Here is a 15,109-nt window from a genome sequence, read left to right on the forward strand (position 1 = left end):
CGGTAAAACACCTGATTGAGCCTATGCCTACGGGGGTAAAAGAGTTTCGGGCCCACTTGAACGAGGTCCGTGACCTACGCGATCTCCCATTTCGACTTTTTTGCGTTCATCGCGAGAGCGCTGGTACTCCGACGTGGCGGCGATGCGACGGGCCACATCCCGAGCAGCTTCATGGACGCTGCAGGCGATCTTGCGAAACGAAGTGTTCGGGCAACACTGCGCTTTCATCGGGCAGTTCCCGCAGTCGGTTTGCTTGGATAGGAAGATGATGGTGTTAGCTTTCGTGATGTGTAAACGTTGTTTTTTGAAAACTCGCCATTCGGCCTCGCAGTAAACTTACTGGCCGGACAGCGATATTCCTCAGACTGTTCATCCCATTGGAAATAGTTGCCAGCGCTCGTGCTCGGTGCTGCACTGGCATAATTTGCGCGTGTCTCACGATCTACAAAGCTTGGTAGAAAAATAGGTAGAACAGCGCGCGGTGGATATCCAGCCAAGTGAAAAATATTTACTAGCCTTGCAGGAACGCAAGTGTTGTCGTTACGTCGTTACCCTTCGCTTCATTCATCCGATGAGACCCTGATACATGAATCCCCACTTCCGTCGTGACGAGTACCCTAGAGAGCATAATCTGCAGCGCGCCTATGCCCGGCTTGATCATATTGAGGCCGATGAAGCGTCGAAGTACCTACTGCTTGCATTTGATCTTGTCGATGCGCAATGGCTCGACACTCAAGGGCAGCAAGATCCTCTGTTAAACTTGGAAAGTCCTTTCAAGCGTTCACTGGCTTGGAAAAAATGGAGGGAACAAAAGCAGTTGCAGCCCCATAACCCTTTTGAATCCATGCCGATGTATCGGCTCGAGCTAGAAGTGCCAAGAGGTAAAGGTTTTTTCGGTCTCCCCACCCTCCCCGATCAACGTCAAAGGTCTTCCTTTCTTGCAGCCGCAGGCGATTTGGAAAAGAGCTGGTTCGAACTTGAAATCTCCCGTCAACACAAGGCTGGGCATGACTCAGCCAGCCTCTATCCAGGTATGTTCGCAGACCCGGTAAGGGTCTACGTCAAAGGCAAGATGCCGTCGCCGAAAACGGGTAAGGCATTGTCCGGAATCTTTTCCCTGGCCAACTTGCCCCAACTGTCGATGACTGATTTCGAAGCAGAACTTTCCAACACAAATGCTGACCTTCTGGCGGTCTATGATGTCGGTCAGGGCAACGCCAACGCGATTTTATCGGCGTCCAGGTTCGGCGAACCCGGTGTGCCGACGCTTTACTACGACCTGGGTGCCGGGGTTTACAGAAACAAACGCACGACACCCAATCCGCTGGTGTTCTGTTTCACCGAAAAGCCGACCATTGTGCTTTCCCATTGGGATGCAGATCACTGGGCTGGCGCCTATGCATTTGCAGCTCATGGAGCCTACCCTGCGCTGAAGCGAACCTGGATCGCGCCCTTTCAGATCGTCGGCCCCGTGCATGTCGCCTTTGCCCACGAGGTCCTCGCTAAAGGGGGGAAATTCTTCACCTATTGTGTGCCTGCTGGGCTCGTAGGCGTCGCCCCGTTGCGCCATGGAAGACAAGTCAGATTCACACTGGGCAACGGACCAGACCGTAACGGCACCGGCATCGTAATGGCGGTGGAAGCCACCACCCATCCATCACCCAGAAGCTGGCTACTCACCGGAGATTGCGATTATCAGTACTTCGTTGATGTATTGGACCCGTTGCCACCAGTGGGAATGGTCGTGCCACACCATGGCGCGGACCTTGACCCCAATACCCCCGTACCCAAACCGCCGACTGATTCCATCTACAGACGGCTGGTCTACTCGTTTGGCCACGATAACAAGCACGGCAAGAGCAACGTCCAGCACCCGACGATACTAGGCATGTCCATACACAACAGCGCGGATTGGGATCACCAACACTGGAATCTGTTGGCTCCGGGATGGCCCTCACCCGGCGGTGATGTTCTGGCAACATGCGAGCATTCACCAGGCAGTTCTCGAGGCGGAGCTCTGGTCGGCTGGGACAAACCTCCCTTTTTGTATGTCGCGCCATGTGGTGGGCTTCAGTGCAGCACCACACTGACTCAGGGATAGGCCAGCCTATCGAAATGACAAACAGGCGCCCCGTATAGGCCGTGAACGGCGACATCACACCCGGCGCCCCCTAGTCTATAGTCACTCGATCACTCAACAATGGAGAAGGCCTATCTGCCATTGAAATGCTCGCCTACTCGCTGCGTGGCGGCGTTCCAGCAGGCGCTCTGCATAGTCACGGGGAGGCCATACAAGATCGTCCGTAGGATGCAGCAGATCGACCACCATCCCATTGGCGTACTTGGCCTCTTCCAGATTGAACATCCCGGTCCAGATGCTGACCCGCACCTTCCTACATAGTGAGTGACCGCTGAGCCCTGAGCTTTTCCGAGACCCGCATCATCTAGGTCGCGACGGCCTCCTTGAGCGGTGGCAAGGTTGTCAGGCACTGGGCGAACATCCGACTGCAGCAGTTTTCCTACTTGGGTGCGCCGGGCTCGTCCAGCTCCAAAAAAAGAGGTCCCTGCCAGCTCAAGAACGGTCTTCTCATCCACCATACTGAAGTTTTTGTGCTACATCCAAGGACAAAATAAGTCAGCACGTTAACGCCAGTAGCTTGGCCCAAATAAATAATGGCATTACGCAATTGGACAGCCATCAATTGTCCAGCTAAACCCATCAAAGACTGGTAAGAGATGGAAACCAGGCAGTAAGACGGCTCAAGTGGAAAACACGCTTGGAGCAGCCGTCAAACTGCACCATTCGACATGGCGCCTACGCATCCTACCGCCTACCGCATTGGCTCGGACGTAAGCGTCAAACACAATGACGTGACCGAAATGGTGAGCCAGCTGATGAAAAGCTACTGCGAAATTGAAATCGTGGTACAGCAAGACGTGCATGGCACCCTCCAGGCGCATGCCCGGCAACGGCTGGAACAACAGGACTTGATTTCCCAGTTCGTTGCTGTGGAGTTAGATGTCAACGCTTCGATCTTTCACTCAGGTGATGCAAGACAAATAGGGAACGTGCTATCCACCGCGCTGCTGCATCCCCCCGCAATTCGTGATGCACTGGTCAGTGCAAAGGCTTTTGCCGCGACTTACAAAACGCCTTTGCGCGTTCGTCTGCGTATCGACCCCGCCACTTCTCCGCTGCATCATCTGCCTTGGGAAACACTGACCGATCCAAGCACGCCGGATCAATTTCTGTTCGATAACGTGCGCTGCATCTTCTCCCGATACCTGTTCACCCGAGAGCTACGCTTACCGCTGCTGCGCGCCAAGCAAGACATGAAAGCGTTGGTGGCCATCGCGAATCCCCAAGACTTGGTCGGTGCCTTGACCTTCACTTCTGAAGACATCGAACGCCAGCTGGCCATTGCTCGCAAGGCTCTTCTGCCCTTGCCCGCTCGCGTACTCGCGGGCCCGGGGAACGTCACCCTGACAGCACTGATGGAAGCGCTACAGGAGGAAGTGGATATCCTGCTCCTCGCCTGCCATGGTGTGACCGGTCACATGGGGAATGCCCTTTGGCTGGAGGACGGTGTTGGCAACGGCCAACTCGTTACTGCCGAAAGCTTTGCCGCGCAAATCGGACAGTTGCGACGCCCTCCCAGCCTGATCATTCTGTGCTCTTGCCAAAGTGCAGGCACCGGCACTGCAGAGCGAAACGAACTGTGCGCCCTGGGACCTCGACTGGCAATGCAGGGGGTCCCTGCGGTGCTGGCCATGCAAGGGTTGTTCAGTTTCGCCAGCGCAGAAGCCTATCTGCCAGTCTTCTTCAAGGAACTGGCAAAACATGGGAGGTGGATCTTGCCGCCGCCAGCGCAAGGTCCGCGATTTTCCAACAGCACGACTGGTGGATGCCGGTGGTTTTCACTCGCCTCGACAGCGCACGCATCTGGTACCCGCCCGGCTTTGACCAGACCGAAGGGGAAACAGATATCTGGAAGGTGATCGTCACCAATGTCAGAGGCAGGACTTGTACGCCGATCCTTGGCCCAGCATTCAGCGAGACGCTATCCGGCCCTCGCCGCGCATTGGCGAACGACTGGGTAGATATTTACCGGTATCCAATGTCCGGTCGGGACGTCGAAGACTTCCCCCAGGTGGCGCAGTACCTCTCCACAACGCGCGGTGAGCTCTTTCTACGCAGGGCTTTCTATCGTGGCCTCTACAACAGCCTGTTCGAGCGACTTGGCAACCTTGTTCCAGAGGATATGCGTGGGTACGACGACGACACGTTGATGCAGAAGCTCAACTACCTCCTGTCCGTTGTTGGCGCAAAGATGCGCAAGTCAGATCCAAAGGATCCCCATGCGTTGTTGGCGAGCCACAGACTGCCGGTGTATATCACCGCCGATCCCAGTAACCTGCTTTGTGACGCCCTGACTGAAACGGGCGCGGTTCCCCGCACTCGCCTCCTGCGCTGGAATACCGTCGCGAGTTACCGCGATATGCATTTGATTGAACAGGCCTCAGTCCCTGCGTCCAAGACCCCGTCAGCCGACGAGCCGATCATCGTAAAACTGTTTGGCGACCTCGATGAACCCGGCTCGCTGGTACTGACCGAAGACAACTACTTCGAGTACCTCGCCAAAGCCTCCTCGGCGCACGATGCGATGCCGCCCTCGGTACGCTGCCGGGTGATCGACAGTCCTTTGCTGTTCGCCGGTTTCCAGCCCGACGCATGGGAGTTCAGGGTGCTCTTGCGCAGCCTGCTGCAAATGGAAGGCCGTGACCTGCTGCTCAAACACAACCACTTCTCCGTACAGATGGACCCCAACAGCATCCTGGACCCAGGCAGTGCTCGCCGTTACATCGACCAGTACCTTAATTCCAAGGTCAAGCTACAGATGTACTGGGGCGATGTGCAGGCATTCGTCAACGAGCTGGATGCACGCGTGAACGTGAAGGAGCACCCATGAAGTCGCCCTATGTCGGCCCGGGCCCGTTCGACCAGGATCACACCCTGTTCGGTCGCGATGCCGAGCTGGAAGAACTGCAATGGCGCCTGATTGCCGATCGCATCATCGTCCTTTATTCGCCCTCTGGCGCAGGCAAGACATCACTGCTGATGGCAAAGAACGGGCTGATCGCAAGGGTGAGCGATCGCTTCCACGCCATTACTGGCCTGAGGGTCGGGGGTGGCTCTGGTACAGACTTGTCTCATAACCTGTTATTGCAGTTGGCAAGCTACGGTGACACGCCGGTTACCGAGCAAGACACGCTTGAAAGCTATGTTGAACGCCTGACCATTCCTGAGGGCGAATCCAGCAAACGCCTGTTGTTGATTTTCGATCAGTTTGAAGAGGTCTTCACGTGTGGCGCGTCAGAGGAGCAGCAACACACCCTCTTCAAGCAGCTGGGAGCCCTGCTAAGCCTGGAGAGATCGCCACCGGATCCCTTATCGAGCACTCCCAAACGCTCCGTCTGGCTGGTGATAAGTATGCGGGAGGAATACTTCTCCTGGCTCGATCCATTCCGTGACCTGATACCCACGCGTCTGAACTATACTTTTCGCCTTCTGATGCTTGGCATCGAACAAGCTATCGAGGCCGTCAGGCGACCGGCCATGGCCGAGGGAGTGGAGTTCCCCAGTGAGGACGGTGAAGATGCGGCAAGCCTGCTGGTCAAGCGCCTGGGTACCAAGCAAGTACGGACCCCAGATGGGCGGCAGATCTCTCGTGAAAGCGGCACAGTCGAACCCGTTCATATTCAGGTGATCTGGGCTGACCTCTGGCAACGTCTGAGCGATCACGGCAGGCAACCTGTCACTCGTATCCAGGTGGCCGATGTTCGCGATTACCCTCTTGGAACACCTTTACAGGACTATTGCGACAAAGCACTGGAATCAGCCGCCGAAGATAAGCAGCGTGGCAAGTGTTTGCGGGACTGGATTGATCGACGCCTGCTCACGTTTGACGGGTTGCGGGTCGCGCGAAGGGTCGAACTGGGAGACGATTCAGACCCTCGACGGGAGGAACTCGCAAGGTTGGAGGCGGTGCATATCATCCGCCAATACAGCCGTGACGATGGCCAATGGTACGAATTGGCCCATGATCGTCTAGCATCCCCGATCAGACGCAGCATTGAAGCCTGGCGCCAGGCACACCTGGCCGCCTGGCAGTTGCTGGCACGCGCCTGGCATCGCGACGGCGAACGTCCCGCATTCTTCAAGTCACTCTCAAGCTCCAGCCAGCGGAGTATTCCCAAAGAAGCTACCGGATTGGACTACAGCCCACTTGAAGTCCGCTTCATAGAAACCTACCGGCAGGAGAAACGGCGTCGCAGCACTCGCAATGGAATCGCACTGCTATGCATAGTGGCCGTGACCGGTTTTGCCTGGAACTACATCGAGCGAGAGGGAAATTTGCTTGCGGCGCGGGGCACTAATGCTTTGCAGCTCGCACTGTTGTCGATTCTTGGCAGGGATCCTGCGCCAGACCTGGGTAACCTTGCGGCGTTATTAGGCATGCAACTGCAGGAAGCGCATCCGGAATGGCTGTCGGTCAATTTCCAACGTTTGCTGGGGGACCAGCTCAGCCGCGCCCAAGGAATTGAACGTATCGTTCTACAAGGCTCAGGCCCGACCCGCAAGATCGCGCAAAATGACCATTTCCTGATCATTGCTGACATTGGTGCGGATCGGCACGCGGTCAAAGTCCTCGACCTTACTCAGGAGCAACCACCAGCGCCTGTCGACGACATAGCGCTGAAAGAGGCTCATCCTAAAGGCATACAAGCGATCAGTATGGCGGGAGACCAGTACTTCCTCACCGCTGACTTGGAAAGCAACGTAGCCGTCTGGAATAGTGTCACTCGGCAACTCGTCATGACCCTGCATACGCAAAGTGGGAACAGTGCCGTAACTGCGATGTCCTGGATGGATGGCAGGCTGTTCGTAGGACACAACAATGGTGTCGTGAGCGTCTGGCGCGTTGACATTGCTTCCAAGGAAAAAAAAGAACTTCCGTGGGGCACTAAAGTGCACTCTCGAGTGAGCGACCTGAACCCATTCGATCATGGCAATACTGTCGCGATCACCGATATATCCGATCTGGATGCCGTCACACTCCTGAGCTTTCGCAATGGGGTAGAAAAAGTCAGCACGCTTCAGCCGCAGTACAAAGAAACAGGCTACCGCAAGGCGTATTACAGCGTTGCGGTCAGCCCGGATGAACAGTTTATAGCAGCCAGTAACCGCGCCGGCCGGATCCAAATCTGGAGAACCTCGGACAACGAGAGAGTCGTGAGTTTCAGCGCCCATGACCGGGCGATTGCACAAATGCGATACCTCGATGACGGTAGCTTACTGACCGCCGGCTGGGACGGTCTGTTGAAGCGCTGGTCGTTCACAGACGAAGGCACGCCGGTCGGCGAAGTACTCAATAGTTTCGCTTACCAATTGGCAGGCCTGGCGCTGGCCCCCGACCAACAACAGATCCATGTCAGCAGCGAACGAGGCGATGTGGTCAGGATTTCAGTGAGCCTCGACCGCCACCCGATTGGCTTGCTGGTCAAAGGAACTAGCTCCGCTTTCAGTTTGGTGCAAGCACCGAAGAAACCGGGTTTGATGGCTGCCATGAACAACGCACTGAGCCGCTATCACGTTAACGAGGACGGCAGTGTCATACAGACCGATTTCTGGCGAATCCCCGCCGTCGGTAGCATCGCACGAGCTGAAGCCGCGGGAGTGCAATTCGTGGCGACGCAGAAACACGTCTTCCTGATTCGTGATCAGGATGGTAGTGACACCATTCCAACCACTGTGTTAACCGCCAAGACGCCCATCGACTGGATCCGCAGCGACGAACAAGGACGACTGCTGATTGTGAAAAGCGGCAACATCCTGAGGCTGCTGGCATTCGCCAAAGGACATCAGCACTGGTGCCCAGTCAACTTCGACCAAACGCCTTCCGAACCTATCAAGCTAGCCACCTTCAGACCTCGTTCGTCTGAGTTTGTAATCACCCAGAAAAATAAAGCCCAGGCCTGGCGCTTCACTGGCATCGACGACGATTGCAAGGACGTCCGACTCACGCAGGCAGACTACGCCATCCCCTCTGGGCTGGGTGATATCCTCACTATCAGCTTCTCGCCGTCCGGCCAACACCTATGGCTTGGTACGTTCACCGGGCAAATCTATGCCGTGGACCTACAAGATCCTTCAACGGGCACAACGCTTCTGGAAGGTACATCGACCCTGGAGCCCAGTGCACTGACAGCCAGTAACGATACGTTGGTCGTCGGAGATACCAGGGGACGCCTCTACCTCTATCTCCCAGACAAGGCGGGGCAATCAGATACTTCCAACCGCCTGTCCTTGCCCTTGCTGATCAACCAGCACTTCCATACCTCGACCATAAGATCACTGGATATCTCGGCTGACGGACGCTGGCTCGTTTCCTCATCCGATACCGGCACTGCAATCTGGGATCTGCGCCTGGAGACCTGGAAGCGCAAAGCCTGCGAGCTCGCAGGTAACCGGTCGTTCAGCAGCGATGAACAGAAAAGGTACTTCAGGTACATCCCCGCCCCACCCAACCCATGCAGCATTCCATTGTAACTTTGCAAGGAGGCCATCATGCCGTATCGCACGATTCCGAATACTGACGGGGGCTATTTTATGTTGGTGGTGGATCAGCAAGGCGACGAACTCGCCAAGGATCCCGACGCCGCGAACGGCAAGCTGAGTCAGCGCCTGCTTCAACACCTGCGCGATGAAGCGTTCAATGATCTGTTCATCTGGATCCACGGGTGGAAGGGCGATGTGCCCGACGCCATCGACCAGTTCGACCGTTGGATTGGCGCCTTCAATCGCAACCACGACGACTACCAACGCATGATCACCAAGCGCCCCGGCTTCAAGGCCTGCCATCTGGGCTTCCACTGGCCAAGCCTGAGTTGGGGCGACGAGCAAGTCTCGTCAGGAAACAGCTTCTCACCCACGGCCCACGGCACCGTCGAGGAACGGGTGGCCTTTCACGCCACTGAGCTTGGCGACACTCCAGCTGTACGCGCTGCACTGCATCAACTGTTCGAGGAGGCGCGAACCCACGCTGGCGCTGACTACCTCACCGACAATGCCCGCCAAGCCTATCTCGCGCTGAATTCCGCCCTCGAATTAGGCGCCAACGGACAAGCAGGCAACGGCAGTGAAGATCGCGAAGCCTTCGACCCCGACCAGGCATTCGACTCCGCAGAATTAATCGGCACAGACTTTGGCGGTCTGTCCAACCGGCTCCTGAGCCCTCTGCGTCAGCTGACGTTCTGGACCATGAAGAAACGCGCCCGCGTCGTCGGCGAACGGGGCCTGCACAGGCTACTGCTAAGCCTGCAGCATGATCGACCCGAATTGCGTATTCACCTGATGGGCCACAGCTTCGGCTGCATCGTTGCCAGCGCCTCGCTGGTCGGTCCAGAGGGCAAGGATCCATTACTGAATGCCGTAGACTCCTGCGTGCTGGTACAAGGCGCACTGTCACATTGGGCATATGCCAGCAAGATTCCCTATGGCACAGACACTCGCGGGTATTTCAGCCAATTACTGAGCCGCCAGAGCGTCAAAGGCCCACTGGCTATCACCCGCTCGATCCACGACTACGCCGTCGGCAAGATCTATCCATGGGCGGCAGGGGTGGCCAACCAAGTGGCATATGATTTAGCTCCGCCCCGCTACGGCGCCATCGGCGCCCACGGTATCTGCGGTGTGGAAACGGCCGAGTACCTGAAGATGCTTCCTGCGGGCGACGCCTATACCTTCAAGGCAAGTGGCATCTACAACATAGACGCGACCGCCTATATCAAGGATGTCAGCGATGGCCTGTCCGGTGCGCACAACGATATCGATGGGAAGGAAGTGGCTCACTTGATCTGGGAGGCAGCACGATGAACGATTCCACCGAGCACTTTCTGGCTTTCGGTATCCACGCGGATACCGGTCTGCCGCTAACGTGCGAATTTCCCGTTTCGGTCAATGGGCAACTCAGCAATGAGGCGCTCGCCCAACGTGCAGCCGGAATTGCCTACTCGAACAATGATCATATGGGCGCAACTGCCGGTTTCGACCTCGAAAAGCTGGACGAGGTTGGCTGGGGTTTAATATTCGCCATCGATGTGGACCCTGCCCCCTATCTTGAACAACTTGAACCCCTGCTGGCTCTCAGGAAGGAACAGGCCGGCGCACGTTTTCGCATTTTCTCCGGCCCGGAAGGACCGCGCCCCGATGAAAGTGCGAACAACTGGCTGAACCGCCATGGAACAGCCCTAAACATTATCGATCCCGACTTGGGTGTTCCCTTCTACTTGTTACTGGTTGGCCCGCCGACGCACTTATCCTTTGAATTTCAATACTCACTCGATATTGTCGCCGGTGTCGGACGCCTCGATTTCCCCACGCTCGAGGACTACCGTCACTACGCCAACAGCGTGGTCAAACATGATCAGGATGATGAGTGCCGCACCCGACGCACTATTGAGTTATTCGCCACCTGCCATGACTTCGACGCCGCCACGCAGCTGTTCACTGAAAAAGTGGCTCGTCCCTTGAGCGAAGGGCCGAATGCGCTAGGCGCCAAATTTGGTTTCGCCGTCAGCCCCACCCTAGGAGACCAATCCACAAAAGCTCGCTTGGCCAGCCTTCTCAGTCACCCCACACAAGCGCCGTCATTGTTGTTTACCGGCACCCACGGAATGGCATTCAACGCAGACGACCCACGCCAACTCGAACACCAGGGCGCGTTGGTCTGCCAGGACTGGCCGAGTTATGGCGACCTCACCGCCGAGCATTGGTTCTGCGCCCAGGACGTACCTGAGTATGCAAACATTCACGGCATGATCCATTTTTTTTTCGCCTGCTATGGGGGCGGCACTCCAGAGCACGATAACTACACATTCACCGAACCGCGCAAACGCATCGCCAATGCACCGACCACTGCCCGACTTGCCCAGAAACTCCTGTCCCTACCCCGGGGAGGAGCCCTTGCATCGCTGGGCCACGTGGATCGGGCCTGGGCGTCAAGCTTCCTGTCAAAGCGAGGCATAGCTCAGACCCAGGCCTTTCGTGATGTCATCCATCGACTGATGCTGGGTAACCGTATTGGCCACGCTACCGATCAGTTCAATACCCTATGGGGCACGTTGAGTACACAGCTCGTTGTGCTGCTCAACAACTTGAGTTACGGAAAACAACCCACTCACGAATTAATGTCATTGCGCATAGCCCGTGACGACATGCGCAATTATGTTGTGTTAGGCGATCCGGCTGTCCGGCTCCGTGCGGAGCCCCGCTAACTTCATCCACTTTTCAAGGTTGAAATGTCTCATGGCAAGGAAGAAGGCAAAAAACTCCAGTGGCCCCGGCATCCTGATTATTTTTGCACTGACCTTCACAGTCGCTGCGATCCCGAAGAATGCTTGGATCGCCATTGGCGTCATAGCTTGCATCGGCGCAATTCTATGGCTGCTGGCTCATCGCGCAAAGCGACAGCGCGATCCAATCCCAACGTCAGCTTCAGAGACAACTCAAACGCAGCAGCCACAACGTACAGGCCTAACGTTTTCTATGCGTGAGGTTTCGACGAGCAATATGGACGTTGAAGAAAGTCCCGAGTTTTATACCGTCCAACTCGGCTCGCGCCCCGCCACCTCTTTTAAAATTCCAGATGCAGGCTCACAGAAGTCTGATGCCCGCTGGGTACCGGCAGGCGAGTCTGTCACTGTTTCCGGCTTTTCGCTTCCCGGCGGTATGTATTATGTCGGGAACGCGCTGGGTGGCCGATACGACGCGCAAGAGCCCTCACTGATCAACCCAAAACTCCGGATCGCCAAGACATACATCGATATTGAAGAGCGGCTGATGCCTTACTGGCCAAGTTTTCATTCCATTACGCCGGAGGCTCGGCGCGGATACCTTCAATGGCTTGCAGGTGGGCGTAATGATCCACTGGCGGACACCGGCTACGTCTTTTTGTTTTTCTATGGACTGGAGCGCCGGGTACTCGTTGATGCCGTAGAGAATTCCAAGGTAATTGCTGAGATTCCTTTGATAGTCGAAGAAGTCCAGCGCCTATTGAGTATTTATGGGGAAAACCGGTCGTTCAGGGGATATGCGGGCGGCTTACTGGACTACCTGGAAAACACTGCTGTTGACCCAAATCTCTACCTTGGTTCGCCTCCCGAAGCTGCTGCTTTAAGCTACGAAATGCCGCTGCCGCTGCGCATAGGTTTGGGGCAGCACGCCTCCAACAAACGTCCACTGGATGCCGATTGGGCGTTGGCATGGGCGCTAGCCGACCCCAACATCGGTAAACGCACCCCAGTGACGCGCGGCAAAGAAGTCTTCTCAACACTGTTCAAGCTCAAATACGCAAGCTTCCATCCTGCGGGTCTGATCTTGGCGCAAAACAAGACCAAGCTTAAGACCAGCTACCGCCCAGCATCTGCGGTGTTAAAGGCACCCACGCTAAATCTGGGTGATCTTCCTGACGTCATGGCAACCTCAGGAACACGTAAAAATTTGCAACTGCTTGTCGAGCTATGCACCAGCGAGCTTGAGCCCTACAGCCGTTATTTGGGACGAAACCCTGAAAGCGCAGAAGCCCTTGAAGGCCTCCTGCAGCTTCCAGTCACCCTCTGGCCCGCGGCGGCCCGTAGAGAGTTGGACGAGCTGCAATCTAGGATTGGCGACGATCTGATCATCATGAGCTTTGGCGAACTCGCGGGTCGATTCAAGAGCGCAGGCGCGTTGTCTCGCGACAAGGTACTCGCACTTGCCCGCGCACTGGAATCGCTTCATATCGGCATGGAACCCGACATACTGGCTGGCAGCAAGACACCTAAAGCTGAAGACCGAATTGCATTGTTCGTGACCCAGCCCGAAGATGGATCACTCCGGGCCTCTGCGTCTTACAACGCTGCATCAGTAACCCTTGACCTGGCCAGTGCAGTGGCATCTGCCGATGGTGACACCTCCAATGAGGAGTTCACGCTGCTTGCTCGACATATCGACTCATGGAATCACCTGAGCGTTGCCCATCGCAAGCGTTTAAAGGCACATCTGCGAATTCAGCTCCAGCAACCACCAACGCTCGCCAGTCTGAAGAAAAAGCTCGATCCCTTGACCGTCGAAGCAAAGCGCATGATCGCCAGCTTCCTGGCTCACCTGGCGCAAGCCGATGGCACCGTCAGTCCATCGGAAGTGAAGCTTCTTGAGCGAGTTTATAAGGTGTTGCAACTGGATAGTCAGCTGCTTTACAGCGACCTTCACGGAGCAGCATCCGGAGCGAGTATTGCACCCGTTAAGCCCGCAACCAGCTCTCCCCAACCCGAGTCCGGCACACCGGCCTCTGCAACTACGAAACATGGCTTAGTGCTCGATCATGATCGGATTGCGCAGCTGCAACGAGAGACGGCCGAGGTCTCCGCCCTCCTTGCCCAGGTATTCACTGATGATCAGATCGAGGAGGCTGAGCAACCCGTTGAAAATGCTGAATCGGCTCCGGAGCCGAGCGCTGACGTTGCGGGCCTCGATTTGGAGCACTCTGCATTTCTTCGTTTGTTGATCTCACGTCCTGAATGGAGCCGCTCCGAACTTGAAGCCGCCGCCAGTGACATGGAGCTGATGCTCGATGGTGCCTTGGAACAAATCAACGACATGGCTTTTGAACGTTTCGACATGCCCGTCACTGAAGGTGATGACCCCGTCGAGATCAATACAGACATCCTGGAAGAGTTAGCCCTATGAGCACGATCAGAGCCAAGGATCGCGACGCGGTCATTCAATCGCTACGCGCCGGCGTTGTTCCTCGCGTCGGCCAACACTTGATCCAGGTAGGCCGGGTGGGCGAACTCGACGCACTGATCAAGGATGTCAACCGGCTGGTCGAAAGTGGCTCAGCCTTTCGGGTTGTGATTGGTGAGTACGGTGCAGGAAAGACGTTCTTTCTTAACTTGGTGCGAGCCATCGCTATGGAGCGAAAACTCGTGACCATGCACGCTGATTTGAACCCTGATCGCAGACTGCATGCCACCGGGGGACAGGCACGCTCGCTTTACTCTGAGCTGGCCAAGAACCTGTCGACGCGGACAAAGCCCGACGGTGGGGCCATGCAAGGCATCGTTGAGAAATTCATTTCCCAAGCCAAAACCGAAGCCAAGGCGGCAGGTACTGATAGCGAGACTGTCATTCGTGCGCATCTGAGCGAACTGACCGAAATGGTCAACGGATATGATTTCGCCGAAGTAATTGCTGCGTATTGCCGCGGTTTCGACGAGGGCAACGAGCAACTCAAGGCCGACGCCATCCGTTGGTTGCGTGGCGAGTTCACCACCAAGACGGATGCCCGAGCTGCCTTGGGTGTACGGACCATCATTGATGACGCGTCCGTCTACGATCAGCTCAAGCTGTTTTCGAGATTCGTCAGACTCGCAGGTTTTGGTGGGCTGATAATCTGCCTCGACGAGCTGGTTAACCTCTACAAGCTGGCGAATACGCAAGCTCGTAATGCCAACTACGAGCAGATTCTGCGTATCCTCAATGATTCGTTGCAGGGATCATCTGAGGGGCTTGGTTTCGTATTGGGTGGCACTCCCGAGTTTTTGATGGACACTCGCCGAGGGCTATTCAGCTACCCTGCCCTGCAATCGCGACTGGCCGAGAACTCGTTTACCAAAACCGGGCTAGTGGATCTTTCGGGGCCTGTCATCCGTCTCACCAGTCTTACGCCGGAAGACCTCTACGTACTGCTTCAGAAGCTTCGTCACGTATACGCTGGCGGCGATGCTGAAAAATATTTACTGCCTGACGAGGCCCTCCCGCTGTTCATGGCGCACTGCAACCAACGCTTGGGTGAAGCCTACTTCCGTACACCGCGCACCACGATCACAGCATTCATCAACCTGCTGGCCATCCTGGAGCAAAACCCGGGCGCCGAATGGCAGACGCTGCTTGGAGGCGTAGAGGTCGCCAAAGACCTAGGTGGCGAAGAGGACACGAAAGTCGACGCGGACGATGAACTTGCCACCTTCACGCTCTGACTCATCGGGTTTCGACCAGCTAGAACCC

Annotated in this window: 8 protein-coding genes and 2 pseudogenes; 8 read left to right on the forward strand and 2 right to left on the reverse strand. The window is 56.2% G+C overall.

Annotated features, from left to right (window positions below):
• Nucleotides 1–87 precede the first annotated feature (87 nt).
• Nucleotides 88–395 (reverse strand): annotated as a pseudogene (locus NHU87_RS09225) (IS5/IS1182 family transposase); the annotation flags it as partial.
• A gap of 191 nt (nt 396–586) precedes the next feature.
• Here NHU87_RS09225 and NHU87_RS09230 point away from each other — a divergent pair.
• Entirely contained in the window at nt 587–2,101 is a 1,515-nt protein-coding gene (locus NHU87_RS09230; protein WP_253547649.1) for a hypothetical protein, read from the forward strand.
• 192 nt (nt 2,102–2,293) lie between these two features.
• Here the strand turns inward: NHU87_RS09230 and NHU87_RS09235 are convergent.
• Nucleotides 2,294–2,610 (reverse strand): annotated as a pseudogene (locus NHU87_RS09235) (DinB/UmuC family translesion DNA polymerase); the annotation flags it as partial.
• A 270-nt stretch (nt 2,611–2,880) separates the two neighbouring features.
• On the opposite strand from NHU87_RS09235, the gene NHU87_RS09240 reads away from it, so the two are divergent.
• The 7 genes from NHU87_RS09240 to NHU87_RS09270 are packed head-to-tail and all read left to right on the forward strand — an operon-like array spanning nt 2,881 to nt 15,081.
• Nucleotides 2,881–3,999, forward strand: a complete 1,119-nt coding sequence (locus NHU87_RS09240; protein ID WP_253547651.1) for a CHAT domain-containing protein — start codon at nt 2,881–2,883, stop codon at nt 3,997–3,999.
• Complete coding sequence (locus NHU87_RS09245) at nt 3,906–4,970, forward strand: SIR2 family protein (RefSeq protein WP_253547653.1); 1,065 nt, start codon at nt 3,906–3,908, stop codon at nt 4,968–4,970. The genes NHU87_RS09240 and NHU87_RS09245 overlap by 94 nt, the downstream gene beginning before the upstream one ends.
• The gene (locus NHU87_RS09250) at nt 4,967–8,611 is read left to right on the forward strand and encodes a WD40 repeat domain-containing protein (RefSeq protein ID WP_253547656.1); all 3,645 of its coding nucleotides are present in this window, start codon (nt 4,967–4,969) and stop codon (nt 8,609–8,611) included. The genes NHU87_RS09245 and NHU87_RS09250 overlap by 4 nt, the downstream gene beginning before the upstream one ends.
• 18 nt (nt 8,612–8,629) lie before the next feature.
• Complete coding sequence (locus tag NHU87_RS09255) at nt 8,630–9,937, forward strand: hypothetical protein (RefSeq protein ID WP_253547658.1); 1,308 nt, start codon at nt 8,630–8,632, stop codon at nt 9,935–9,937.
• A complete protein-coding gene (locus NHU87_RS09260; protein WP_253547660.1) occupies nt 9,934–11,337 on the forward strand; it encodes a C25 family cysteine peptidase in 1,404 nt (467 codons plus the stop codon). Before NHU87_RS09255 ends, NHU87_RS09260 begins: the two co-directional genes overlap by 4 nt.
• A gap of 31 nt (nt 11,338–11,368) precedes the next feature.
• Nucleotides 11,369–13,789, forward strand: a complete 2,421-nt coding sequence (locus tag NHU87_RS09265) for a TerB N-terminal domain-containing protein (protein WP_253547662.1) — start codon at nt 11,369–11,371, stop codon at nt 13,787–13,789.
• Complete coding sequence (locus NHU87_RS09270; RefSeq protein ID WP_253547664.1) at nt 13,786–15,081, forward strand: ATP-binding protein; 1,296 nt, start codon at nt 13,786–13,788, stop codon at nt 15,079–15,081. The genes NHU87_RS09265 and NHU87_RS09270 overlap by 4 nt, the downstream gene beginning before the upstream one ends.
• The last annotated feature ends 28 nt before the right edge of the window (nt 15,082–15,109 follow it).

This window comes from Pseudomonas mandelii (assembly GCF_024138395.1).
Taxonomy (GTDB): Bacteria; Pseudomonadota; Gammaproteobacteria; order Pseudomonadales; family Pseudomonadaceae; genus Aquipseudomonas; species Aquipseudomonas mandelii_E.